Here is a 23,505-nt window from a genome sequence, read left to right on the forward strand (position 1 = left end):
GGCGGGCCGGGAATCTCAGGCCTTCACCAGGGGCAGCTCGTCCCACTCGGTGGTGTAGCGCTGGGAGATGTGCTCGCGCTTCATCGACCATGCCGGAGCCTGCGCGATCCCCGCGCGTCCAAGGCCAATGGCCTTGGCCCCGAATCGCGCCGAGATGTCCTGCACCACGCCCGAGACGTTCACCGGTTCGTGCTCCGGATCATTCCCGCCCTGGCCGAAGAGGTCCAGCTGCGCTTCACCCGGGGAGTCGCTCAGCCCGGAGAGGATGACTCCGCCGCGCACATAGTCCACGCCGGTGTGCATCAGCCCGTTCATGGCGGCCACGGCCAGACGCGTCAGCAGGATCGGGTCGCGGGTGGGCTTGGGCAACCGCACCTGGGTGCTGGGGAAGGAGGCCTCCCCCTGGGCGAAGCGGCTGGTCCCGGCCATCACCGTCAGCAGCGACGCATAGCGGCCTTCCTTGGCCAGGCGCGCGGCGGCCTTCTGCGCGTAGATGGACATGACTTCTTCCATGGCTTCGCGCGTGCGCACCGGGGAGGAGAAGGATCGGGTGAACATGACCTGCCCCTTGTCGCTGCGCTCCTCGACCGGGCCGATGCATCGTTGCCCGTTGAGCTCGAACACCGTGCGTTGCAGGACCACCGAGAATTTTCGCCGGATCAGCATCGGATCGGCTGCTTCGAGGTCCGCAATGGATTCGATGCCCATGCCGGCCAGCTTGGCGCCGGTCTTGCGCCCGACGCCCCAGACATCCGTGGCTGGCACCAGCGACTTGATCCGTGCGAGCACGTCCGGGTCCATGAGGTCCTGCACGCACACCCCGCCGAGGTTCGCATTGTGCTTGGCGACGTGGTTGGCGAACTTGGCCAGCGTCTTGGTCGAGGACACCCCGACACACACCGGGACCCCGATCAGGCGGTCGATGGACGAACGGATCTGCGCGGCCGTGGTACGCACCTGTTCCAGGCCGCCCTCCAGTCCGACGAATGATTCGTCGATGGAGTACACCTCATGCCAGGTGCCGAAGCGGCCGAGCAGTTCCATGACCCGCGCCGAGATGTCGCCGTAGAGTTCGTAGTTGCTTGAGCGCACGGCGAGGTTGTGGGTTTGCATGTAGCGCTGCACCTTGAAGAACGGCTCGCCGGTCCCGATGCCCAGGTCCTTGGCCTCCTGGGAGCGGGCCACCACGCAGCCGTCGTTATTGGAGAGCACCACAACCGGCCGGTTCATCAGCGAGCGGTCGAAAACACGCTCGCAGGAGACGTAGAAGTTGTTGACGTCGACGAGCGCGACGTGGTCACCGGACATGGTGCAGGCACCTCGTGACCACTCCGAAGACGCTCACGTCGTCCCCCTCGGCGAGCACCACCGGCAGCGTGGACTCGTCGCACAGCAGCCCGACCCGCTGTCCGTCGATCTGCCAGCGGCGCACCAGCAGCTGGCCGTTGAGCGTCAGGACCACCACGGAGTTGTGGCGCACCTGCATCGAGCGGTCCACGATGATCTCGTCGCCGTCGTAGATTCCGGCGGACTGCATGGATCCTCCGCCCACGCGCATGATGAAGGTGGATACCCGGTCCTTGACCAGCAGGCGGTTCAGGTCGAATCCGCCGTCGAAATAGTCGCGGGCGGGGGAAGGAAAGCCCATCGCGGAGACCGCTTGCACGGGCCCCTGGCTGGCGCCTTCCGGCACGTACGGCTGCGCATCTGCCACCGCTTTCTCACCTGCTTCGATCCATCCCACGGAGAATTTATTCGCATAAACTTTCGAACAATTGGAATTGTACCCTGTTTGATCGACACCGTGCCGACGACTATTTGTGAAGCCCGAAATGGCCAGGGCACACGGCTGCACCTACGCTGGGAGAGCGCGGCATCCGCAGCCCGCACCGTTCCAGCCAAGGAGTACCGTGAAAATTCTGCTGATCAGCTGCGGCGACGTGGCCACCGAAGCCGGGCTGCGCTTCGCCGCCCTCGGCCACGAGGTGACCGGATGGCGCCGGAACAGCTCCAAGCTGCCCGCGCCGCTGCACGGCCAGGACGTCGATTTGCAGGGCGACGAGCCCTGGCCGCGGATCGACCCGGAAACCCGGATCGCGGTGCTCACCCCGGTGCCTGCCAGCCGCGACGTGCCGGGCTACGAGCGGGCCTACCTGCAGGTGGCCGGCAAGCTGGTCGGCGCACTCAAGGAGCAGGCGCCGCAGCTTGAGCGCATCATCTATGTTTCCTCCTCGGCGGTCTCCGGCGGAGACCACGGAGACTGGGTGGACGAGTCAACCCCTTCGGAACCCAACCGCGAAACCTCGGTGGTGCTGGCCCGCACCGAGCAGGCACTGCTCGATTCGGGACTGCCGGTGACGGTGCTGCGCGCATCGGGCATCTACGGCCCGGGACGCAACCACCTGATCACCCAGGTGCGCAACGGCACCGCACGGCTGCCTTTCGGATCCCACTGGACCAACCGCATCCACCGCGACGACCTGGCCCGGGCCATCGTCCATGTGGCGGAACTGGGCGACCTCGCCGAGCAGCTGTATCTGGTGACCGACAACGAACCGGCGCAGCTGGAGGACATCTTCACCTTCCTGGCCGGCGAGCTGGACCTGCCGATTCCCCCTGCGGCCACCGAACCCGCCGCCCGGCGCGCCGCGGACCGCAGGATCGATAACTCCAAGCTGCTGTCCACCGGCTTCACGCTGGCATTCCCCGGGTACCGCGAAGGCTACCGCTCGGTGCTGGCCGGGGAATCATCGCGCCACCCCTGAGCAGCGGTTAAACGTAAACGAACCGGCTTGCACGACCTGAATGGGTGCGTGCAGGCCGGTTCGCCTTTTCACGTTCCGGGTGTGGACCGAAACGGGCTAGAAACCCTTGCGCAGCGGGTTGAAATGGCGGGAAATGGCCGGTGCGGCCTGGCCGGTGATCTGGGCGGCAAGGATCTTGCCGGTCAGCGGGCCGAGGGCGACGCCCCACATGCCGTGCCCGCCGCCGACCGAGACGCGCGAGGAGGAGGTCTGGCCAACCAGCGGCAGGCCGTCAGCGGTGCACGGGCGTCCGCCGACCCATTCTTCCTTGCGGTTCTCCCAGTTGATTCCCTTGTAGACCGGGGTGGCCGCGGCCACGATGGCCTCGATGCGCTTCGGTTCCAGCTTGTGGTTGACGTCGCGGAACTCCATGGTGCCGGCCACGCGGAAGCGGTCGCCGAGGGGGGTGCAGGCCACGCGCTGGGACGGGAAGTAGATCGGGTGGGTCGGCATGCTCTCCGGTTCCACGGTGAACGAGTAGCCACGGCCTGCCTGGACAACCACCTTGACGCCGAACTTGGCCGCCAGGTCGGTCATCCATGCGCCGGTTGCCAGCACCACGTGGTCGGCGGTGATGGCGCGGCCCTCGGAACCGATCACGGTGACCGATCCGCCGTTGTCGCGCACGTCGGTGACGTTGAAGGCGCCGATGATGTCGCCGCCACGGGCGACCACAGACTCGGCGAGCGATTCCATGAACTTCGGCGGGTTCAGGTAGCGCTGGCCCTTGATGGCGATGCCGGCGGCAACGTTGTCCGACAGGGTCGGCTCGATGCTGCGCAGCTGGTCCCCGGAAAGCAGGTCGAAGTCGACATGGCCACCGGTCTTGTGGATCATCTCGAACTCATGCAGCAGCGCGTCGCGGTCCTTCATGGAAACGAAGCCGGTCAGGAACGGGTCTGCAGGCTTGGTCAGCTCGCGGGCGCCCGGTCCCGCGGAGGTGTCTTCGGCGATTTCGTCGAATGCGTCCAGGCCGGTGTGGCCCACCTCGGAGAAGATGCGCATGGCTTCTTCCCACTTCTTCGGGGTCGAGTGCCAGGCGAAGCCGAGCAGGAAGCGCAGCAGCTTCCCATCGGCCTTCAGCGGAATGTAGAGCGGCGAAGCTGGATCCAGCATCATCTTCAGGCCGTTGGAGAACACCGACGGTTCGGCGATCGGCAGGGTCAGCGCCGGGGTCAGCCAGCCGGCATTGCCCCACGACGAGCCGGAGGCCACGCCGCCGCGGTCCACGACGGTCACCTTGACGCCGGCTTCCTGCAGGTACCAAGCGGTCGACAGGCCAACGAAACCTGCGCCGACAACTACAACATGATCAGGAACAGCTGCACCCATGATCCACACTCCTAAGTTTTCAGAGCCCCTCCACACGGGGCCGTCGCAACTCACTTTTGCGTGAAACAGGGCGAAAATCAACGAGTCCTGAGGATTCGACGGTGAGCGAGGACACACCAACCTGTGATCTGCGTTTTATACGGAGATCAAACTCAAGCGCCGTATTTATTTCGGCCAATCACGCTTCGACGGATAGAAAGCCTCCGGAGCACCACTGATTCGCACAGTTGTGGGTCGAGGATTTCGCTGCCTGCGTAGACTGGAGTGGAATCATCTTTCCTGCCTAGCTAAGGAAAATCAGCAAACTTATGGCATCACGCAAACCAGCCAAGAAAAAGCAGTCGCAGGGCCATCCAGCCCGCCGTGAAGGCGCAAGCTCGGTTCCCTTTGAATCCGAGGTCCGACAGGATCTGCAGCCTTTCAAGTCCCAGCTCTTCCGCCATTTCCAGGAAGAGGGCCGTCCTGCCAGCGAAACCCGTGCGGCGCTGGAAGGGCTGACCACGCTGCTGACCGTGCACGCCCAGCTGCGCAAGTCCGTGGACGTGAAGACGCTTGACCCTGAAGTTCTCGGCGAACAGCTGGGCCATCTGTCGTCACTGGGCAAGGAAGTTGCCGAGGCCAGCGCGGCGATCCTCAAGCACTATTTGACCTTCCTGGGCACCACCGCCAACTTCGGCGGCAGCGTGGATGACTTCAAGCAGACCTTCGAGTTCCTCTCCCGCATGGCCGGCGATTCGCCGATCATCGCACCGTTCCTCGAAGACGACGAGGCAAACGCCGCGCTGGAATCCATGCCGTACGTCTATGCCGCCCGCGAGCTGGTCAACTGGGTCGGCGAAGGCAAACCCACTTCGCCTTCGGGCGTGCTGACCGGCCAGACCCTTCAGGATGCGGCGTCCGCACTGGGCCTGCTGATCACCGTCGACGAGAGCGCGGAACCCGCGGCGGCCGGATCGGTCCTCTGGGAGCCGGAAGACGGCACAACCGTATCCGGCCTGGCCGAAGTCCCGCGCCTTTCGGCCTACTGGGACGCGCTGATCGGCACCGCCATGCTGCGCTACCAGGCACCGAACGCCATGCCGACCGAGTCTTTGGCGCAGGCATTGCTCGGCTCGACCGGCCCCGGCTCACGCCTGGTCAAGGAACTCATCGCGGAAGTCCTCTTCTCGCACGTGCTGATCAATACGCTGGAAACCCCGGGCCAGTCGACCATCGCGGAAATGACGGCCGGCGTGCTGAGCAACGCGGCCTCCAGCACGCCTCCGCGCACAGAGTTCGCACTGCAGGTTCCAACCACCGACGACCTGCCGGAAGAGCAACACCACCTGATCCCGAGCCTTGAGATTGTCATCCCGCAGGTCGAAAGCCTGCTGCGCAATTTCGAGCGCGAAGGGCTTGTGGTGATCGACGAGGAGATCACCGTGCCTGTCGCTCTGCGCTCCGCGCTGGAACGTGCGCTCGCCAAGGTTTCCGACCACGTACTTGGCGGCAACGCGGAATCCGAGGATGCTGAGGCCGATGTGGCCAAATAGGGCGCATCGCGGAAAACCTTAAAGGCTGAAGGAGTGCGACAGATGCGTCGCACTCCTTCAGCCTTTATTTCCTTGAACATGCCATCCGCTAGATGCTGCGGGTTGCCAGCTCGCTTGAGTGGCGCGGCAGGCGGTCGAACCACGGGTTCTCGCCTGGCTTGCCGACGTTCACGATCAGGAACGACTTGTGGTTGTTGTCCGCGTTGATGGCCTGGTCGACAGCAGCCTTGTCGAAACCGCCCATGGGGCCGGCAGCCAAGCCGACGGCGCGCACGGCCATGATGAAGTATCCGGCTTGGAGCCAGGCATTGTTGTTGCCCACCGCGGTGCGCACGTCGGGATTCTCGAACATGGACTTGCGCTCTGGAGCGTGGGGGAAGAAGCTCGGGAATTCTTCATGCCACTCGGTGTCGAAGGACAGCACCGCCAGCGCAGGAGCGGTCAGCGCCTTCTGCGCATTCGTTCCCGACATGGTTCCAGCAATGGTTTGCCGTGCTTCGTCCGATTTGACCCAGGTAATGCGAAGCGGCTGATTGTTCATCAGCGTAGGACCCATCTTCATCGCGTCGTAGATGGCATCGAGGGTTTCATCGGATACCGGCTCATCGCTGAATGAATTCGCGCTGCGGGCTTCGAAGAAAAGTTGATCGGCGGCAGCCGGATCGATCGAAAGTGCTTCGTAGATGCTGGATTCAGCTTGAATGGTCATGGGCTCGCTTTCGCAGTTTTCACGGATCCTTGGTGAATAGGATATAAAGTTCCCGTGCCGCTATTGCCGCCTTGTGAACACTGTCACTAGAATGCGCATAAGCCCTGCGTTATAAAAGGTACGTTACGTCACTTGCGGACAACGGCGTGCGATGGGGGCACAACGCCGATGAAAGATCGTCCGCTCAGTAACGCAACGTACCTTTTAATCACCCTTGGTCCTTCGTGGTGCCACTCGCAAAACACCACCAAGTACCTAACCGGTGATCGGTCTTCACCGATACATCTATAACTTATCGTGTCTGCAAGAATTGCGAAATCATACTTTAGTAGGAGGGTAGGCCTAGAACGGGATGCTGGCCGTCAAAATCCAGCGCCCATTGCGCTCTGAAGTATTGAATCTTCCACCGAAAGCCTTCATGCGGTCCTCCATGCCGATAAGGCCGCTGCCGCCTATCGGTAAGGAGTGCTTTCGGCTGTTCGTATCTGCGATCTGATTAGTAATTTTAAGCTTTGCTTCCTTGCCCTGAGCTGTCAGTGAAATCGAGCATTCGCCACCCGGCAAAGCATGCTTGATGACGTTTGTCGTTGCTTCCTGCATAACCCGATAGAGTGCGGTCTGCGCAGAGCGCGGCAGTTCCGAAATTTTTTCTTCGGTGTGAGATGACACAATAAAATTCGCCTCGCGTAGCCGCTGGGAGAAAAGTTCTACGCCCTGGACCGCATAAACCGTGGTTGCGGCCGGCTTGTCATTAACGCTCACTGCCGGGTCTGCCATGGTTCCGTCAGTACGCAGAACGTTGAGCATCAAGCGTAGATCGTGAAGCGTTTCGGTACTGAGCTTGGCGATGACGTCGATGGCTTCCAACGCCATCTGTCCATCATTGGCGAATTTCGCTGCTTTGGATTGCATGGCGACCACAGTGATGTCGTGAGCCACGATGTCATGGAGGTCGCGCGCGATGTTCCTGCGCTCTGCTTCAACTGCTTGGCGTGAACGTGCGTCAGCTTCCTCCATTTCTTTAACTGCCGCGGCGGTCCTTTCACGCAGGAGGAAAATACTTCGCGTCAAGGCGAACGATAGCGCCGCCAGTGGCGCCAAAAGTACGATGAGAATGGCGTCATCACCTGCGCGAAAGGCGAATTGAAGCATCCAAGCGGCCAAAAGCGTGAGATACCAGATTCGTACTTGTCGAGACACAGCTGTAGCCGCCAGCGCCGTGAAGATAATCGTTGAAAATATTATCCAAAGCGCGAGCGAACCGTTACTGAAGAAGAAAAAAGTCGCTGCAAGCGAGATCGCAAGGGATACCGCCAGCCAGCGCGTTCCTAGCACCAAGGCAACTGAAAGAACAAGACCAGCAAGTGCACCACGGATCTCGTTTTCAGTAGATTCCTTAAAGCCTTCTTGGAGCAGCGTAACTATTTCGGTACCAGAAATCGCCAAGAGGACAGCGACTCCGCCCCAAACAACGACACCCCGACCAGCAAACTGCTTGGTCAGGGTGTCTTTAATTCTTGCATTCATACGCCGAATACTTCACCGGCATACCCGCGAAGTCAAGCGGATGTTGTTAGCCACAAGCGATGCCGTAGTTTTTGCAAAGCCATACTGAGAAATCAGTACCCCAGCCAGCAGGCGTTGCAACTGCGCCACCCTTCGAGATCAGCTGGCTGCCAGCGGTTGCGGCCGATGCCGGAGCTGCAACTGCAGTAACCGGCGCGAGTACCAATGCCGCTACCGCGAGCATCTTCAGTGCCTTCATAACACACCCCATGTTTGAGTATTCTTATATATAGTTTCGAGTGAGCAGTCCGGACCTGGCCTGCAGTATCTTTCTAAGGAAACTGATGGAGCAGATCAAAGTGCTCATCGTCGACGACGAGCCTTTAATTCGGAATGCGCTGGGCACAATCCTAGCAACGGATCAGAGAATTGTAACGCTTGAGTCTGTAGATAACGGATTAAAAGCGGTTGAATTTTGCCGGGACAATGAAGTCGACGTTGTTCTGATGGATTTGCAGATGCCGATCATGGACGGCGTCGAAGCCACACGCGAAATTAAGACGGCTCGGAACAGCCCTGCAATCCTGGCCATCACCGCCTTTTCCTCGGACGATTACCTCGTCCCGGTGCTGGCGGCCGGAGCCGGAGGCTACTTGGTCAAAGACACCGAACCGGCAGAGATCATCAGCGCGATCCATGCGGTCCACAACGGCACCGCAGCCATTTCCCCCTCGGTTTCTTCGGATCTCGTCTCCGCAATTCAATCGGCATACCGGGACACCAGCCAGGAAGTCCGGGATCTGATTGAGGATCTCGGCCTCACTGCGCGCGAGGTGGAAATTCTGAACCTTCTGGCGAACGGCCTTAATAACACTGAAATCAGCCGAAAATTGAAGATTTCAGAAGCCACTGTAAAAACGCATATGGCCAAGATCTTCTCCAAGCTCGAAGTTCGCGACCGCGTCCAAGCGCTGGTAGCCGCTACGCGCATGGGCCTCATCGAGATTCCACGCGATCAGTAAGCCGCTTCGCCGATGGTGAAATAGGTCTCCTAACACGCCTTCCCGGCAAGTGCCGGGAATAGATTTGTGCCGAAGACGTTGAACATGAGCATAGACCGCTCAAGTTTCTACTAGGAGGCTCACTTGCCAGCATTCTTCGGCTCACCCGACAACGGCTCGTTCGAGGAATTCCTCTCCCGGTTCCTTTCCTCGCGCGCTCAAGCTGCCCGGCCGATCGATATCACCCGCCTGCTTTCCGCACGCACCCATGAGGCAGTCACCACCGCAGCCTCGATTTCGCATGAGCACGGCCATGACGAAATCGATTCGCTCCACCTTCTCATCGCGCTGCTGCGCACCGAACCCATCCGTTCGCACCTCGAAGCCATGGGCACGGACATCGAGTCCCTGTCCAAGGACGCCATCGCCCACCTGCCGCAGAGCCAGGACCAGCAGGAGAAGCCGACCCGGCTTTCCTCCGCTGCCCAGCGCAGCCTGTTCGACGCCTACCAGGTGGCGCGCAACTACGGTTCGACCTACATCGACCCGGACCACCTGTTCCTTGCCTTCGTCTTCAACCCGGAATCCCCCGTCAGCAACCTGCTGGCCCAGCACGGGATCACCGGCCAGTCGCTGCAGCAGGCAGCCATGGAGCAGGTCCAGCGCGCCCAGTCCGGCCAGGCGCAGGACTCCGAGGAGTCCGACGTCTCGATGCTGGAGCGCTACGGCACCGACCTGACCGCATTGGCCGCGGACGGCCAGATCGACCCGGTCATCGGACGCGACGACGAGCTGGCCCAGGTCATCGAGATCCTGGCCCGCCGCACCAAGAACAACCCGGTGCTCATCGGCGAAGCCGGCGTGGGCAAGACCGCCATCGCCGAGGGGCTGGCCCGCGCCATCGTGGCGGATGAGGTCCCGGAGCAGATCCGCGGCGCCCAGCTGATCTCCATCGACCTGCCCGGCATGCTCGCAGGCACCCGCTACCGCGGCGACTTCGAGCAGCGCCTGACCGGCCTGCTGGAAGAGGTCGCCGACGCCGAGGGCCAGGCCATCGTCTTCATCGACGAGATGCACCTGCTGGTCGGCGCGGGCTCGGGCGAATCGGGCAACATGGACGCCGCCAACATCCTCAAGCCGCGCCTGGCGCGCGGCGAGCTGCATCTGATCGGCGCCACCACGCTGGACGAGTTCCGCAAGGTGGAGAAGGACTCCGCGCTGGCCCGCCGCTTCGGCAAGGTCACCGTGGAGGAGCCGTCCCAGGAGATCGCGCTGGCGATCCTCGAGGGTCTGCGCGAATCCTACGAGGACCACCACCAGGTGCAGTACACCCCTGAGGCGCTGAAGGCCGCGGTGAGCCTGTCGGCCCGCTACCTGACGGACCGCCGCCTGCCGGACAAGGCGATCGACCTGATCGACATCGCCGGCGCCCGCCGTTCCATCGCGGCCGGGGACACCGAGGACGTCCAGGGCCTGCGCGCCGAGCTGGTCGATGCAGAGCGCGACAAGGCCCGGGCGATCTCCGAGGAGCGCTTCGAGGACGCCGGAGCCTGGCGCGACCACATCACCGCGCTGAGCGAGCGCATCGCCGCGGCGGAGCAGGCCGGCGACGCCGGTATCACCCGCGTGGTCGACGAAGCCCAGATCTCCGAGGTCATCTCCCGCTCCACGGGCATCCCGGCCTCGCGGATCTCCGGAGACGACAAGGCGCGCCTGTCGACGCTGGAAGAGTCGCTGCACGCCTCGGTGATCGGCCAGTCCGAAGCCGTGGCTGCGGTGGCCCGCGCGGTGCGCCGCAACCGCACCGGCCTGTCCCCCGCCCAGCGCCCGATCGGCTCCTTCCTGTTCCTCGGCCCGACCGGCGTGGGCAAGACCGAGCTGGCCAAGGCCCTGGCGACCAACCTGTTCGGCTCGGCCGACGCGATGATCCGCGTGGACATGAGCGAATACGGCGAGAAGCACACGGTGGCACGCCTGATCGGAGCGCCTCCGGGTTACATCGGCCATGACCAGCCCGGCCAGTTGACCGAAAAGGTGCGCCGCAACCCGTACTCGGTGATCCTGCTCGACGAGATCGAGAAGGCCCACCCGGACGTGTTCAACGTGCTGCTGCAGGTGCTTGACGACGGCCGGCTGACCGACTCGGCCGGGCGCACCGTGGATTTCTCCAACACGCTGATCCTGATGACCAGCAACCTGGGCGGCGAGTATCTGGCCAACAAGGCAGGCAACTTCGGCTTCACCTCGGCCAATGCGGCCAGCGAGGCCGGGGAGATCCGCGCCAAGGTGATGGGCAAGGTGCGCGAGTTCATGCGCCCCGAGTTCCTGAACCGGCTGGATGAGGTGCTGCTGTTCAGCAAGCTGAGCCAGTCGGAGATCGGGCAGATCGTCAAGCTGGTGCTGGCCGAAACCGGTGAGCGCCTGGCCGACCAGGAGCTCTCGCTGGATGTCAGCGACGCCGCCGTGGCCTGGCTCGCCGACGAAGGATACGACCCGGAGTTCGGCGCCCGCCCGCTGCGCCGCCTGGTGCAGCGCAAGGTCCAGGACGCGATTGCCGACCTGCTGATCAACGACGCGGTTGCCGCCGGGGACACCATCGCCGTGGACTACGCCGACGGGAAGCTGAAGGTCGCCAAGCAGGTCGCGCCCCCGGCTCCGCCGGCAGCCGAGGAAAAGGTCATGGACTTCTTCGGCAGCTAGCCAGCGAAGGGCGGCCTGCGGGAACCGGCAACGGTCCCGCAGGCCGCCCTTCGCCGTCCCAGTCAATTGCTTGCGTTGCCCTACCCAAGATCCCCGCGCCCCGGTAGGTTGGTACCCATGGCGAATATCGGCATGATCACTCTCGATACCCTGGACGAGCAGTCGGCGGCTGCCTGGTGGCGGCTGGTGCTGCACGGCGAATACGCGGGCCAGTACCCCGGCTTCACCATGCTCTCGATTCCCGGGTTCCCGGCCAGAATCGGCTTCCAGCAGGTCGGCGAGGTGACTGAAGGCAAGAACCGGGTGCATCTGGACCTTGAGGCCAAGGCCGACCGTGCCAAGGAAGTCGGCGAGCTGCTGGCGGCCGGGGCCACCCTGGTCGAGGAGCACACGGATGACCCCGACTTCGGGTGGAGCGTGCTGCGCGACCCCTTCGGCATCGTCTTCTGCGTCTCGGATCCCCACGGGGACTAGTCTCATGGGCCTTTTCTCCAGGAAGACCGAGCAGCCGGCAACCCACCGCATCGATGTGCATTTCGCCCAGCCGATGACCGTCCGCCTGCGCCAGCAGCAGGAGCAGGCCCTGCTGGAAGTGGCGGCGGCCAAGCAGCAGTGCGCCGCGCGCGTGGTCGCTTCGGGAACCGCGATCTCGGAGCACGAGGAACCGCTCTCCAGCGATGTGCAGTTCGAGGTCTCCTGCCCGGACCTGAAGAAGCTGGTCGCGGCCGTGAGCGGTTGGCTGGTGGCCAACGGGCTGGCGCGCGGTTCATGGATCGAGGTCGACGGCGAGCGCACCGCGCTGGGCACCAGCGAATACGTGCTGCTGCGCACCCGTCTGGCCGAGGAATCAGATGCGGATCTGGAAGCAACCGTGCTGGCGCTGCACCGTGCGCTGGGCGACGGCACCATCGGATGGCATGAGGACGTCTATTTCCGCTTCGACGGGCCGGTGTTCGTCTTCAACGGCGACTCCGCGCAGGCGATCCTGGACGCGCTGGGCGGGGAGCTGGTCAAGCACCCGCTGCTCCGCAAGGCCGAACTGGTGGCAGCGACCCCGGCCAGCTAGCGTATTTCCGGCCGCGTTCGGCGAATTGTTCACTTTTGCGTGCAAAGAAGGCTCTTCTCGGCCGTGCACATAGACTGGAGCTCCTGCCATATCTTTGGAGGTTGTCTTCCGAAACCGCATTCTGGGCCTTGCAGTTGCCGCAGCATTCCTGCTGTCTGGTTGCAGCTCCACCCCGACACAGCAGCCCGAGGTGGCTCCCCCGGCAGTGGGTTCGACCGCGTCGAGCCCTGCCGCCGAGGCCGTCGCACCGTCATCTGCCCAGTCCGCAGAACAATCGGTGGAACCACTCCGGAATTCCGTACAGGGCTGGGCCGACGAGAAAATCCAGATGTGGGTGGACAATTCCGGGATCAAGTCCACCAAGGGATTCCTGTACCCCTACAACTTGATGACCGGCTAGACCTCGCCCAAACCCGGAGTCATCGACATCAAGCTCGCGAATGACATGGTCTTCAACAAGGACGGAATGCAGGAGTCCTACCAAGGGCCGACCGATGAGCTTCGATTCATGGGTCTGATCACGTTCGAGAGCATCGGCAAGGACTCGCCCGAACTTGAAACCATTACGTTCTCCACCGAAAACAACAAGTACTCAGGCACATATACCCGCGCATTGACCGGGGCCGACCCGGATGACCGCGAAGCCTGGGCGCAGGAGAAATACGTCCAATGGCTGAACAGCATGAACGACACCTACGAATCGTTCTGCAAAGCGGAAATCACCAGCCTCAAGATCTACCGTCAGTGCATTCCGAGCGATCTGCATGCCTACATCGACAAAGTTGAATCTCCCGCACCCGGTGAACTTGTGGTAACCCTCGAGGATGGACCATGGATGGACGGCACCTACGATTCGCCGGCATCAGGGTTTGTATCCAGCAACATGATGATCCGCATCAACGACAAGAACGACGGTCTGCAGCCTTTGGAGAAACTGACCGTCACAGCACGCGGCGGCGAAGACACCAGCGTCGAAGAATACTATGAGTCCATCAATGGCTAGGCCATCTACGCTGGTCCCATGAGCCTCGAAATTTCAATCCCCGTCGAATCCGGTGAGGTCAGCGCCCTGCTGGACACCGCGGATGATCCAACCGCACTGCTGGTCGTAGCGCACGGCTCCGGAGCCGGCAAGGACCACCCGTTCATGGCCGGCTACGCGCAGGCGGTTGCCGCACTGGGTATCAGCGTCCTGCGCTTCAACTTCCCCTACATGGATGCAGGCAAGAAGTTTCCGGACAAGGCGCCGACGGCTGTCTCAGTATGGAATCACGTGCGCGACTGGGCTGCGGAGAACCTTGCCGGCGATCTTCCCATCTTCGCCGCCGGCAAATCCTTCGGCGGCCGCATGGCATCCGTGGCCGTGTCCGTGGGGATGGACACCGCAGGCTTGGTCTTCCTCGGCTACCCGCTGCATGCGCCGAAGAAAGAGGAGAAGCTGCGCGACGAGCACCTGTACCCGTTGCAGGTTCCGATGCTTTTCCTCGAAGGCACCCGAGATCCCTTCGCCAACCCGCAGATCATGGCGGATGTGGCATCCAGGCTGAATAACCGCACCGAACTGGTTTGGTTCGAAGGCGGAGACCACTCGTTCAAGGTGGCACGCTCGGGGCGCACCCCGGAGCAAGACGGGTCAGGTCTTGCCCAGGCCACGGCTCGCTTCATTTCCGCATGCCTTTCGCGACCCTGAAATCTGTTCACCGAATTCACAGCTTGATTCTGGAATCCACTCTTTTGCTCGTTCGTTCTACTACTACACCCGCCACGTCCATCAGGAGCATCCATGGCGCTAACCGTTATAGAACCCCGAACCGATTCCCCGCTGCCGACTGGGGGCTCCCGAACACTCATCATCGTGGGCAGCGATGGAAGCGGCAAGACCACCACCATCAATGCCTTGGTCGATGAACTCGTACGCGATGGAATAGCCGCAAGAAATGTCGCAAACCCGGCTGGGCGTCGCTGGTTCACCCGTCAATTCACGGACAAGGGCCGCACGATCCCCGTACGAATGCTCGACCTGTTTGAATCGTGCATTCGCACGCTCAATGTCGCAGTCAATTCCTTTACCGCAACGCGTTTCGACGGCTTAACCGTCATGGATCGCCACTTGCACTGCCAGTTGGTGCTCCGCAGGCTCCGCGGCCAGCCAGCGGGCCTGCTGCTTCCCAAACTTGCGAAATATATGGTCCGGGAATCCCAGATCATCGTCTTGGACGTTGACCCCGCACTCGCGCAGGAACGTATCGTTGCGCGCGCGGAGGATTTCGAGACACTGGATTATCTGGTTTCGAGTCGACGAGAATATCTGACGATGGCGGCACAGCAGGGCTGGACCGTCATCGATGCATCCGGCACCGTTGCCCGAACGGTACGACAGATACGCAACACGCTAGGTTGCTAGGTTGCTAGGTGCCAACATCACCGGCGCCGAGGGACTCGCAATTTTCCGGCAGCCTCCGAAGCATGCCTCGGGATGGCTTCCTGCCTTGCCAGCGGCTGAATCAACGCTGGATTCGAGATACACCGATGCCCCTGGACCATAAACGGTTCAGGGGCATCGGAGTGTTGAGTTGCTGGCACCTATGACTTATACGTAGTCCTGGTACTTCTCAAGGTGGCGGACCGGGGTGGAGAGCGCATCGCGGCGGAACGGATCGCCCAGCTCGCGGGTGCACATGATTTCGATAACCGTGGTCTTGCCGTCGACCATCTGCGCGTCGATGGCTGCCTGCAGCGCAGGACCTACGTCTTCCAGCTTGTCGACAACAACACCCTCGGCACCCATGCTGCGTGCCATTTCTGCAAAGCTCTCGCCGTTGTCCAGTTCGCCTGCCACGAAACGGCGTCCGTAGAACTCGACCTGGTTCTTCTTCTCGGCGCCCCACTGGCGGTTGCGGAACACGATGGCAGTCACCGGGATGTCATGGCGTACCGCGGTGAGCACCTCGCCCATGCTCATGGCCCAAGCTCCGTCACCTGCGTAGGCGATTGCAGGGCGCTCCGGAGCCGCGGCCTTGGCGCCGATGATGGTCGGCAACGCGTAACCGCAATTGCCGAAGGACATCGGTGCGAAGAAACTGCGCGGACGTTCGAACCGCAGGTAGCTGTGGGCTACCGAGTTGATGTTGCCGATATCGGTGGACACCATCACGTCGCGAGGCATGGCCTTTTCCAGCTCGCGCAATACCTGACGAGGGTGCAGCCAGTTGCCTTCTTCCTGCTCCGCCTCCTCGATGACGTCCAGGGAGTAGTCGTCCTTTTCATGGGTCCAGTTATCAAGTTCCGCTTCCCACGACTGCTTGGCGTCCTGGATCGTCGCCGCGCGCTCGGCCTTGGTGGCGTCCGAGGCCAACGCCTGGTTCTTCAGTCGTGCAACCAGCTCGGTGGCCACTGCCTTGGCGTCGCCGCAGATACCCACGGAGATCTTCTTGACCAGTCCAAGCATCTTGTGGTCGGCGTCCACCTGGATGATCTTGGCGTTCTTCGGCCAGTATTCCTGTCCGTACTGCGGCAGGGTACCGAATGGGCCAAGCCGGGTGCCCAAGGCCAGAACCACGTCCGCCTGGGCAATCAGGCTCATGCCTGCCTTGGAGCCCTGGTAGCCCAGCGGGCCAGCCCACAGCGGGTGGCTCGCAGGGAAGGAGTCGTTGTGCTGGTAGCTGTTGACCACGGGGGCGCCCAAGCGTTCGGCCAGGGCCTTGCACTCTTCGACGCCGTCTGCCATGACGATGCCGCCGCCGGAAATGATCACGGGGAACTTGGCCTCGGCCAGCAGCTGCACCGCTTCATCCAGGGACTTGGTTCCACCGGCGCCGCGGTCCACACGACGCGGCGCCGGAATCTCGGTGACACTCTCGCTGTAGAAGTAGTCGCGAGGAATGTTCAGCTGCGTCGGGCCGATCTCGCTCATGGCCCGGTCGAAGCAGCGTGCGGTGTATTCAGCCATGCGATGCGGATGGGTGACATGCCCCTGGTACTTGGTGAACTCCTGGAACATCGGCAGCTGGTTCGCCTCCTGGAATCCGCCCAGGCCGATGGTGTTGGTGCCGGCTTCCGGAGTGACGATGACAACCGGGCTGTGGGCCCAGAATGCTGCGGCAATTCCGGTCACGCAGTTGGAGATGCCCGGGCCGTTCTGCCCGATCACCACACCGTGGCGGCCGGAAGCGCGGGCATAACCGTCGGCCATGTGCGCTGCACCCTGTTCATGCACCACGGGAACCAGGCGGATGCCTGCCGGAGCGAAGATGTCCATGGCATCCATGAAGGCTGATCCCATGATTCCGAAGATATCGGTGACGTCATTGGCAACCAGCGTTTCAACAAAAGCCTCGGACGAGGTCATTTTCTGCGCGCCCTTGACCGCTTCGCGTTTGGCCACCGAGTTCTGAACCTCGGCGTTTGCTGATTCGATGATCTGCTCGGACATGTTGCCCCCTTCGGACATCGGACCCCTAAGGAGCCATTTGATTGTGTCTCATTTTTTGCCTGCATATTCCACAAAAAGTGGGATTGAGATCAAAACTATGCGTCGTGGGTCACACTCGTCAACCCCTGTTCAGCTTTTTGTTTCAAATGCTAATATTTGATGAAACTCGCAAGGCTAGGAGCTAACTAATGGAAAACCTCACCGAACCCTCCTTGGGCCCCAGCGGAGCAGTACAAGGTGAAACGCCAGCTCTGCGAATGATCGCGCTTTTGGAACTCATCACCACCCGCGACCAGCTGTTCACCCTGCAGTCACTCGTCGACCAAACCGGCATTCCCAAACCCACGTTGCACCGCATGCTGCAACAGCTGGAAAGTTCCAACCTTTTGACCCGGCACAGCGACGGCCGGCATTACGCAACAGGCTCGCGCATGCGCCGGCTTGCCGAGGATACTCTTCTCAACGACACCCGCAACGGGGCGCGCAACGCCATCCTGAAAGACCTCGTGGCCCAGATCGGCGAAAGCTGCAATGTCACGGCGCTGTCCGGGAACGAGGTCATCTATCTGGACCGCGTGGAGACGACCGAACCGATTCGCGTCCACCTGGGCCCGGGTTCCAGGGTTCCGGCGCATTGCTCTGCCAGCGGCAAGTTGATTGTTTCGCAGTTCGGAACCGCGCAGCGCGAAAGGCTGCTGAACAACGATCGGCTCACCCGCTTCACCGCTTACACGCTCACCGACTACCCCGCACTGGAATTCGAACTCGCACGGATCCGCCAGCAAGGCTACGCGCTGGATCAGCAGGAATACCTCGACGGACTGGTGTGCCTCGCAGTGCTCGTCCCCAATGCATCGGGACGATCGAATATGTGTGTTGCGGTGCAAGCCCCGATCATGCGCAAGAGCGCAGCTGATCTCGAAGGCCTCCTTCCCCTGATGCAGCGCGCCGCCGCGGACATTGCCCGTATCGAAGACCTGACCGACAACTCCGAACTCCAAGCATCAGGATGGTGAGCCCCATGAACGTCCCGGAAACTACCGAAATCCCTCAAGCGGTCGCCGAGGAAAACGCACCGGACAGGGAAAACGTCAACGTCCGAGGGCTTTTCGGGATCGACAGCAACCTGACGGTGAGCCGTTTTACCCGCGCCACGGCACAGGTCCCGACGCTGGACGCTTCATATCAATTCGACAGGTCAACTACCCTCGCCATCCTGGCCGGCTTCACGCACAAATCCCGCGTTCTGGTCCAAGGCATGCATGGAACCGGCAAGTCGACCCACATTGAGCAGGTCGCGGCCCGGCTGCGGTGGCCGGTGATGCGGGTGAACCTCGACGGGCAGCTCAGCCGACTGGACCTGGTGGGAAAAGATGCAGTCGTCCTGCGCGACGGCCAGCCGATGACAGTCTTCCAAGAAGGCGTCCTGCCCTGGGCCATGAGCCAGCCGATGGCGCTGATCCTGGACGAATACGACGCGGGACGACCTGATGTCATGTTCGTGATCCAACGCCTGCTGGAACAAGATGGTGCTTTGGTTCTCCCCGATCAGAACAGGGTCATCCGGCCGCATCCTGACTTCCGGCTTTTTGCCACTGCCAATACCGTGGGACTGGGCAATCTTACGGGTCTCTACCACGGCGTGCAGCGCCTGAACCATGCCCAGCTCGACCGCTGGAATGTCGTGGCCAGTTTGAATTACCTGCCGGCCGAGCAGGAACTGGACATCGTCGCATCGCGTGTCCCGCATCTGGCAGCCCGAAACGCCGGCAGGACGCTCATTGAACGCATGATCGAGCTGGCGGCCTTAACCCGCCAAGGATTCGCGGCAGGAGACCTCTCCACGCTGATGTCGCCGCGTACGGTGATCACCTGGGCGCAGAACATCGAAATCTTCCAGGACCCGGCACTCGCCTTCAGGCTGTCGTTCTTGAACAAATGCGATGATGCCGAGCGCCCGCTGCTGGCCGAGTACTACCAGCGCTGCTTCGATGCGGATCTTGCCGAATCCCTGGATTCTTCTGATTTGGTGGCCTAGATGGGCGCCGCACAGGGCACGGAGCTGCTTCGGCGGCTGCAGGCCGCGAGCCTGCGCGCGGTCAGCTCCGAGCCGCAGCTGGAGCTTCGCGGCGGAACTGCGTGGAAGCATGGCTTGCCGCTTCCGTATAACGCAGGGCACCTGTACCCGAGACTCGACGGCAGCGATATCCGTCTGGCGCGCGGGGCCAGTGACGGGCTAGCCCTGCGCACCAGGCACTCGTCCTTGGAATGCCATCAAAGCCGCCTGCCGGAATCCGACGGCGGACGCTTCATCTTTGAACTGCTCGAACAGCTGCGCTGCGAATCCCTGTGCTCCCTGCCGGGAGTGAAGACAAATCTCAGGCACACTTTCTGGCACTGGGCCTGGCAGTTTCACGGGTCAACGCTGGCGGAAACCGATCTGGGCCAGTTGCTCTGGGCCGTATGCGTTCTCGCCCACGCCAAGGTCAACGGGGTCGAACTGCCCACCGACATCGGCGACCGCATCGAGGCGACCAGGGCCGCCTTCCCGCCCGGGCTCGGCGCAGCCATTTCCAATTTGCGCGCGATCCGCCATGACCAGCAGGCCTATGCATTGGTAGCGCAGGAAATCGCCTCGCTGGTTGACGCGGATATTTCCGCACGGCGGGCGGCACGAGGCCGGTCTCAACCCCCTGCACGCTCGGCAAAGGACGTGCGCGGATTTACCCTGCATCTTGATGTCGCCAACGAAGCCCAGCACTATGGCAAGGCGGCCTTGTCCGACGGCGGCGCCAGCGCGGCGGACCCCGGAAACTACCGGATTTTCACCACGGCTTTCGACCGGCAGATACCTGCCACCCAATCCATACGCCGTGCGCAACTCGAAAAATACCGCCAGACCGTCGACGACATCGCCGCGCGGTCAGGGGTCAACCAGCCGCTGCTGTCCCGACAACTTCGGGCCCTGCTCTGCCAGCCGGATGTCGATGGGCGCCGCGGTGGCGCGGAACAGGGATTGCTCGATGGCTCACGACTGGCCCAGCTTGTCGCCATGCCGCAGGAACGGCGCATCTTCCTCGAAGACCAGCACTGCTCGGCGCCGTACGCCGCAGTGAGTTTCCTGGTGGACTGTTCGGGTTCCATGCGCCATCACGCGCCGCAGGTCGCCGGGTTCCTGCACCTGTTGCTGCGCGCCCTTGAGCGCTGCGACGTGCCCACCGAAGTCCTCGGATACACCACAGGGAACTGGAACGGCGGCCGCGCGCTGGCTGCATGGCGCAAGCAAGGCGCTGAGCCGAACCCCGGCCGCCTCAACGAACTGGCCCACCTGGTGTTCAAGACCGAGGAGCAAAGCTGGCGGAACAGCCGGCTCTCCCTGGGGGCGCTGCTGCATCAGCCCCGCTACAAGGAGGGGATCGACGGGGAAGCTGTTCGCTGGGCCGCTGAGCGGCTCGGCCAGTCCCCTGCCGAGCGCCGATTGCTCATTGTCCTGTCGGACGGCAGCCCGTCGGACGCCGCCACCGGCAATGCCAACGGTGAGTCATATCTCCAGCACGACCTGGTCAACGCCGTCTGGGCCGCGCGAGGCACCGGGCTCGACGTGGGCGCGCTCGGAGTCGGATTGGACATGAGCAACTACTTCGGCGACTGCAGCACCACCTTGGACACCGGGCAGTTGGCCACCGCCCAGGGCATTCGCGAATTCCTGCAGCTGCTGCAGCGTATGCTCCGCATCCGCTGAAAAATACCGTTGTTGGCGGCCCCTTCCACGGGCCGTCAACAACGGTATTCTTGTGGGCAGTGCTGCTTCCTAGCTCCTGGAACGCTGGCGCAATTCGGTGCCCTTTGGCCGCGGAGCGCCCAGCACCAGCATGTCGACCTGTTCATCGCTCAGCGTCTTGTTGTGCTTGCGGCGCACCAGGAAGAAGATCACTCCCAGCAGGGTCCAGACCACCAGTGCGATCATCGATTCCTTGCCCAACGCGCCAGGGGATCCCGGGATCAGCAGCAACGCCATGAACGTCAGCGCCGTGATGGCTCCCAGCAGGCTCAGCACCTTCTTGGACGTCGAGTTCACCTCCCCGAGCTCGCTCTGGCCGCGCTTGGAATTCGTGGTTCGGAAGAGCTTGAACGCGCACAGGCAGGTGTAGAGGTAGGCGACGGTCACGCCGACCGCCGACATGTCCACGACCCAGGTCAGTGCCGCACGGCCGAACCAGGGGCTGATCAGGCAGACCGCTGCGACGAAGAGCACGCCGTAGTGCGGGGTCTTGTATTTGGGATGCAGCCGGGCGAAGATCGCGGGAACCATTTGCGCACGGCCCATCCCAAGCAGGATGCGGCTGGCGGATACATAGAATCCGTTCAAGCCGGTGCTCACGCCCATCGTGATGCCGATGCTCAGCAGCAGCATGCCGATTCCGCCCATGACGCCGGTCAGCGCATCAGCGCTGCCCCAGGCCGAGTCGCCGTTGGCGAGGGCTTCCCATGGTGCGCTGAATGCCACCGAGGCGATCATTGCGCAGTACAGCACGGCCGCTGCCAGCAGCGCCAGGACGATCAAGCGCATGGCCTTGGCCGGCGGGAAGTCGAATTCCTCGGCCGCCTGGGGCACGTTGTCGAAGCCGATGAAGGCCCACGGCGCGATGGCCACGATCGCCGCAATGGCTGCCACCGGGTTCACACCCGCAGGGAAGGCGGGGGTGGCGTTGGACAGCACCGTCTGCGGGCTGATCAGCACACCCACCAGGATGCAGGCCACGGCAATCAGCATGATCACGCAGGCGATGAACTGGATGCGCCCCGAGAGCGCGGTGCCGCGGATGTTGAGCAATGCGAACACGACGAGCACGGTCATTGAAATGACCACTTCAACGATGTAGACGTCCCAGCCGGCCACCGTATACAGGTATCCCTGCTGGACGAGATCGGGCATCAGCTTGCGGAAGAGCAAGGCCATGGCCGAGGCGTTCAGCGCCACGATGCACGTATAGCCCAGCGTCAGGTACCAACCGCAGAAGTAGGCGTGCGTCCGGCCGAAGCCGACCAGTGCGAAGGCCAGCTCGCCGCCGGACACGGGGAATGACTTGATCAGGAAACCGTAGCTGACCGCGATCAGGACCATCAGCGCGCCGCCGATCATGAATCCGCTGATCGCCCCGACCGGCCCGCCGACCGCGAGCCAGTCGGTCGGCAGGATGAATGCGCCCCAGCCGACCGCGGAGCCCAGGGCAATGGCCCAGACCCAGCGCGCCTTCAGCGTCTTGGCAAGACGTTCGGGCTGTTCACTGCCCGGGGCCGTGCCGGGCCTGCCGGCACCTCCCGAAGACTGGGGTGTTGCCGCCTGGTTGCTGCCTTGTGGTGTTGTCACCTTCATGAGAACCTCGCTCGTTGGTGGTGCGGGCCGCTCTCGCGACGAGTTTCGCCGCCAGGGGGGTTGTAGGCTGCCGCCTGCACCAAGGAAATAAGGGAGACATTGACTATGTCGCTAACACTCGCCCCGCGGGACAAGTCATTCACCGGCGCGGCCAACCCCTGGAGGATGGGGCCGTAGGCCTGCGCGCCCGCGAGCCGTTGGGTGATTTTGTACCCGATGTTTCCGGCCGCCAGGTTGGGGAAGATATAGACGTTGGCCCGTCCTGCGACGGCCGAGTCCGGAGCCTTGGCCGCAGCCACCAGCTGGTCGGCCGCGGCGTCGAATTGCAGCTCCCCGTCGATGAACAGCCCGGGACGCAGAGCGCGCGCCCTGGCTGTGGCCTCGCGGACTACCGACACGCTGGCGTGTTCCGCGCTGCCTGCGGTGGAGAAGGACAGCATCGCGACCCGCGGTTCCCCGCCGGTCAGGGCGCGGAAGCTGTCTGCCGTGGCGATGGCGATCTGCGCCAGCTGCTCCACCGTCGGATCGGGGATCACCGCGCAGTCGCCGAAGCACTGGTACTCTCCCGATGACAAACGCATCAGGAAGCTGGAGGAGACGGTGCCGCCGGGGGTTGACGGGCCAACGACCCGGAAGGCCATCCGCATGACCTGCGAGGTGGGGCAGGTGGCGCCGGCGACTACTGCCTGCGCCTCGCCTGCCGCCACCGCCGCCATCGAGACCGCCAGCGGATCCTCCAGCGCTTCGGGCAGGGCCTCCGGCCCGCGGGCGCCAAGCGCGCGCTCCAGATGCTCCAGCACCGCAGAGCTGCGCAGCTGCACAAGGTCCTGTCTGGCGGCGCCGGACGAGCTTCCCCCCAGTAGCCGGGGTTCGGCGCCCAGCGACCGCAGGATGTCCGCGGCCTGGCGCACCCGCGCATCGTCGCCCTCCGGCAAGATGATGCGCTGTGCGCCGCCGCCTGCGCGAACCCGGGCAAAGCGTTCATGCAGCATGGGGTCGATGTCCGCGTGCTGCGGCACCGCGCTGGCCAACAGCATGGTGTGCCC

Annotated in this window: 22 protein-coding genes; 13 read left to right on the top strand and 9 right to left on the bottom strand. The window is 62.9% G+C overall.

The genetic code is table 11. From position 1 onward, the window contains the following. Positions 1 to 15: 15 nt before the first annotated feature. Together DFO58_RS14235 and umuD are read right to left on the bottom strand one after the other, a co-directional pair. Positions 16 to 1,308 (bottom strand): Y-family DNA polymerase, encoded by a 1,293-nt coding sequence (locus tag DFO58_RS14235; protein ID WP_047118045.1) that lies wholly within the window; start codon positions 1,306 to 1,308, stop codon positions 16 to 18. Next, positions 1,298 to 1,744, bottom strand: coding sequence for a translesion error-prone DNA polymerase V autoproteolytic subunit (gene umuD / locus DFO58_RS14240; RefSeq protein WP_286163616.1), 447 nt, complete (start codon positions 1,742 to 1,744; stop codon positions 1,298 to 1,300). Before umuD ends, DFO58_RS14235 begins: the two co-directional genes overlap by 11 nt. Positions 1,745 to 1,910: 166 nt before the next feature. Here umuD and DFO58_RS14245 point away from each other — a divergent pair, with 166 nt between their 5' ends. After that, positions 1,911 to 2,765, top strand: a complete 855-nt coding sequence (locus tag DFO58_RS14245; protein ID WP_047118046.1) for an NAD-dependent epimerase/dehydratase family protein — start codon at positions 1,911 to 1,913, stop codon at positions 2,763 to 2,765. Positions 2,766 to 2,861: 96 nt separating this feature from the next. On the opposite strand, the gene DFO58_RS14250 is transcribed toward DFO58_RS14245, so the two are convergent. Beyond that, complete coding sequence (locus DFO58_RS14250) at positions 2,862 to 4,136, bottom strand: FAD-dependent oxidoreductase (RefSeq protein WP_047118047.1); 1,275 nt, start codon at positions 4,134 to 4,136, stop codon at positions 2,862 to 2,864. A 308-nt stretch (positions 4,137 to 4,444) separates the two neighbouring features. On the opposite strand from DFO58_RS14250, the gene DFO58_RS14255 reads away from it, so the two are divergent. Further along, positions 4,445 to 5,668, top strand: a complete 1,224-nt coding sequence (locus DFO58_RS14255) for a hypothetical protein (protein WP_120991492.1) — start codon at positions 4,445 to 4,447, stop codon at positions 5,666 to 5,668. 88 nt (positions 5,669 to 5,756) lie between these two features. Here the strand turns inward: DFO58_RS14255 and DFO58_RS14260 are convergent, their stop codons facing one another. The 3 genes from DFO58_RS14260 to DFO58_RS14270 all read right to left on the bottom strand — a co-directional run bounded on the left by DFO58_RS14260 (position 5,757) and on the right by DFO58_RS14270 (position 8,142). After that, entirely contained in the window at positions 5,757 to 6,377 is a 621-nt protein-coding gene (locus tag DFO58_RS14260) for a malonic semialdehyde reductase (RefSeq protein ID WP_047118049.1), read from the bottom strand. A gap of 342 nt (positions 6,378 to 6,719) precedes the next feature. After that, positions 6,720 to 7,904 carry a histidine kinase gene (locus DFO58_RS14265; protein ID WP_053797286.1) on the bottom strand — a complete coding sequence of 395 codons (1,185 nt, stop codon included), beginning with the start codon at positions 7,902 to 7,904 and terminating at the stop codon, positions 6,720 to 6,722. Positions 7,905 to 7,950: 46 nt separating this feature from the next. Then, complete coding sequence (locus DFO58_RS14270; protein WP_120991588.1) at positions 7,951 to 8,142, bottom strand: hypothetical protein; 192 nt, start codon at positions 8,140 to 8,142, stop codon at positions 7,951 to 7,953. A gap of 85 nt (positions 8,143 to 8,227) precedes the next feature. On the opposite strand from DFO58_RS14270, the gene DFO58_RS14275 reads away from it, so the two are divergent. The 8 genes from DFO58_RS14275 (at position 8,228) to DFO58_RS14310 (ending at position 15,054) form a co-directional block, all read left to right on the top strand. Further along, positions 8,228 to 8,905 carry a response regulator transcription factor gene (locus DFO58_RS14275; RefSeq protein WP_053797285.1) on the top strand — a complete coding sequence of 226 codons (678 nt, stop codon included), beginning with the start codon at positions 8,228 to 8,230 and terminating at the stop codon, positions 8,903 to 8,905. Positions 8,906 to 9,028: 123 nt separating this feature from the next. Next, on the top strand, positions 9,029 to 11,584 hold the full coding sequence (locus DFO58_RS14280) for an ATP-dependent Clp protease ATP-binding subunit (RefSeq protein ID WP_047118053.1): 2,556 nt from the start codon (positions 9,029 to 9,031) through the stop codon (positions 11,582 to 11,584). A 132-nt stretch (positions 11,585 to 11,716) separates the two neighbouring features. Further along, entirely contained in the window at positions 11,717 to 12,058 is a 342-nt protein-coding gene (locus DFO58_RS14285) for a VOC family protein (RefSeq protein ID WP_147407294.1), read from the top strand. Positions 12,059 to 12,062: 4 nt separating this feature from the next. Continuing rightward, positions 12,063 to 12,650: a hypothetical protein gene (locus DFO58_RS14290; RefSeq protein WP_120991494.1), complete on the top strand. Its 588-nt coding sequence runs from the start codon at positions 12,063 to 12,065 to the stop codon at positions 12,648 to 12,650. 205 nt (positions 12,651 to 12,855) lie between these two features. Further along, positions 12,856 to 13,050 (top strand): hypothetical protein, encoded by a 195-nt coding sequence (locus DFO58_RS18295; RefSeq protein WP_147407295.1) that lies wholly within the window; start codon positions 12,856 to 12,858, stop codon positions 13,048 to 13,050. 45 nt (positions 13,051 to 13,095) lie between these two features. Beyond that, entirely contained in the window at positions 13,096 to 13,653 is a 558-nt protein-coding gene (locus DFO58_RS14300) for a hypothetical protein (protein WP_120991496.1), read from the top strand. Positions 13,654 to 13,671: 18 nt separating this feature from the next. Then, complete coding sequence (locus DFO58_RS14305) at positions 13,672 to 14,340, top strand: alpha/beta family hydrolase (RefSeq protein WP_120991497.1); 669 nt, start codon at positions 13,672 to 13,674, stop codon at positions 14,338 to 14,340. A 165-nt stretch (positions 14,341 to 14,505) separates the two neighbouring features. Beyond that, positions 14,506 to 15,054: an AAA family ATPase gene (locus tag DFO58_RS14310; RefSeq protein WP_181728138.1), complete on the top strand. Its 549-nt coding sequence runs from the start codon at positions 14,506 to 14,508 to the stop codon at positions 15,052 to 15,054. A gap of 186 nt (positions 15,055 to 15,240) precedes the next feature. Here DFO58_RS14310 and xsc read toward each other — a convergent pair whose 3' ends face one another. Then, entirely contained in the window at positions 15,241 to 17,082 is a 1,842-nt protein-coding gene (gene xsc, locus DFO58_RS14315; RefSeq protein WP_220124912.1) for a sulfoacetaldehyde acetyltransferase, read from the bottom strand. A 188-nt stretch (positions 17,083 to 17,270) separates the two neighbouring features. On the opposite strand from xsc, the gene DFO58_RS14320 reads away from it, so the two are divergent. Genes DFO58_RS14320 through DFO58_RS14330 form a run of 3 tightly spaced genes read left to right on the top strand, consistent with a single transcriptional unit; the run spans position 17,271 to position 20,824 of the window. Next, on the top strand, positions 17,271 to 18,098 hold the full coding sequence (locus DFO58_RS14320) for an IclR family transcriptional regulator (protein WP_120991498.1): 828 nt from the start codon (positions 17,271 to 17,273) through the stop codon (positions 18,096 to 18,098). A 5-nt stretch (positions 18,099 to 18,103) separates the two neighbouring features. Further along, the gene (locus DFO58_RS14325; RefSeq protein ID WP_120991499.1) at positions 18,104 to 19,120 is read left to right on the top strand and encodes an AAA family ATPase; all 1,017 of its coding nucleotides are present in this window, start codon (positions 18,104 to 18,106) and stop codon (positions 19,118 to 19,120) included. Next, on the top strand, positions 19,121 to 20,824 hold the full coding sequence (locus DFO58_RS14330; protein ID WP_120991500.1) for a cobalt chelatase: 1,704 nt from the start codon (positions 19,121 to 19,123) through the stop codon (positions 20,822 to 20,824). A 69-nt stretch (positions 20,825 to 20,893) separates the two neighbouring features. Here the strand turns inward: DFO58_RS14330 and DFO58_RS14335 are convergent, their stop codons facing one another. Together DFO58_RS14335 and DFO58_RS14340 are read right to left on the bottom strand one after the other, a co-directional pair. Then, positions 20,894 to 22,453: an APC family permease gene (locus tag DFO58_RS14335; protein WP_286163617.1), complete on the bottom strand. Its 1,560-nt coding sequence runs from the start codon at positions 22,451 to 22,453 to the stop codon at positions 20,894 to 20,896. A gap of 2 nt (positions 22,454 to 22,455) precedes the next feature. Then, complete coding sequence (locus tag DFO58_RS14340) at positions 22,456 to 23,496, bottom strand: phosphate acyltransferase (protein WP_220668559.1); 1,041 nt, start codon at positions 23,494 to 23,496, stop codon at positions 22,456 to 22,458. Between the last annotated feature and the right edge of the window lie 9 nt (positions 23,497 to 23,505).

This window comes from Arthrobacter sp. AG1021, from assembly GCF_003633665.1.
Classification (GTDB): domain Bacteria; phylum Actinomycetota; class Actinomycetes; order Actinomycetales; family Micrococcaceae; genus Glutamicibacter; species Glutamicibacter soli.

Coding starts and splice junctions, on each gene's coding strand:
- DFO58_RS14235 (WP_047118045.1), bottom strand. CDS start 1,308: ATGTCCGGTGACCACGTCGCGCTCGTCGACGTCAACAACTTCTACGTC.
- DFO58_RS14250 (WP_047118047.1), bottom strand. CDS start 4,136: ATGGGTGCAGCTGTTCCTGATCATGTTGTAGTTGTCGGCGCAGGTTTC.
- DFO58_RS14255 (WP_120991492.1), top strand. CDS start 4,445: ATGGCATCACGCAAACCAGCCAAGAAAAAGCAGTCGCAGGGCCATCCA.
- DFO58_RS14260 (WP_047118049.1), bottom strand. CDS start 6,377: ATGACCATTCAAGCTGAATCCAGCATCTACGAAGCACTTTCGATCGAT.
- DFO58_RS14265 (WP_053797286.1), bottom strand. CDS start 7,904: ATGAATGCAAGAATTAAAGACACCCTGACCAAGCAGTTTGCTGGTCGG.
- DFO58_RS14270 (WP_120991588.1), bottom strand. CDS start 8,142: ATGAAGGCACTGAAGATGCTCGCGGTAGCGGCATTGGTACTCGCGCCG.
- DFO58_RS14275 (WP_053797285.1), top strand. CDS start 8,228: ATGGAGCAGATCAAAGTGCTCATCGTCGACGACGAGCCTTTAATTCGG.
- DFO58_RS14285 (WP_147407294.1), top strand. CDS start 11,717: ATGATCACTCTCGATACCCTGGACGAGCAGTCGGCGGCTGCCTGGTGG.
- DFO58_RS14290 (WP_120991494.1), top strand. CDS start 12,063: ATGGGCCTTTTCTCCAGGAAGACCGAGCAGCCGGCAACCCACCGCATC.
- DFO58_RS14300 (WP_120991496.1), top strand. CDS start 13,096: ATGGTCTTCAACAAGGACGGAATGCAGGAGTCCTACCAAGGGCCGACC.
- DFO58_RS14305 (WP_120991497.1), top strand. CDS start 13,672: ATGAGCCTCGAAATTTCAATCCCCGTCGAATCCGGTGAGGTCAGCGCC.
- xsc (WP_220124912.1), bottom strand. CDS start 17,082: ATGTCCGAGCAGATCATCGAATCAGCAAACGCCGAGGTTCAGAACTCG.
- DFO58_RS14320 (WP_120991498.1), top strand. CDS start 17,271: ATGGAAAACCTCACCGAACCCTCCTTGGGCCCCAGCGGAGCAGTACAA.
- DFO58_RS14325 (WP_120991499.1), top strand. CDS start 18,104: ATGAACGTCCCGGAAACTACCGAAATCCCTCAAGCGGTCGCCGAGGAA.
- DFO58_RS14330 (WP_120991500.1), top strand. CDS start 19,121: ATGGGCGCCGCACAGGGCACGGAGCTGCTTCGGCGGCTGCAGGCCGCG.
- DFO58_RS14340 (WP_220668559.1), bottom strand. CDS start 23,496: ATGCTGTTGGCCAGCGCGGTGCCGCAGCACGCGGACATCGACCCCATG.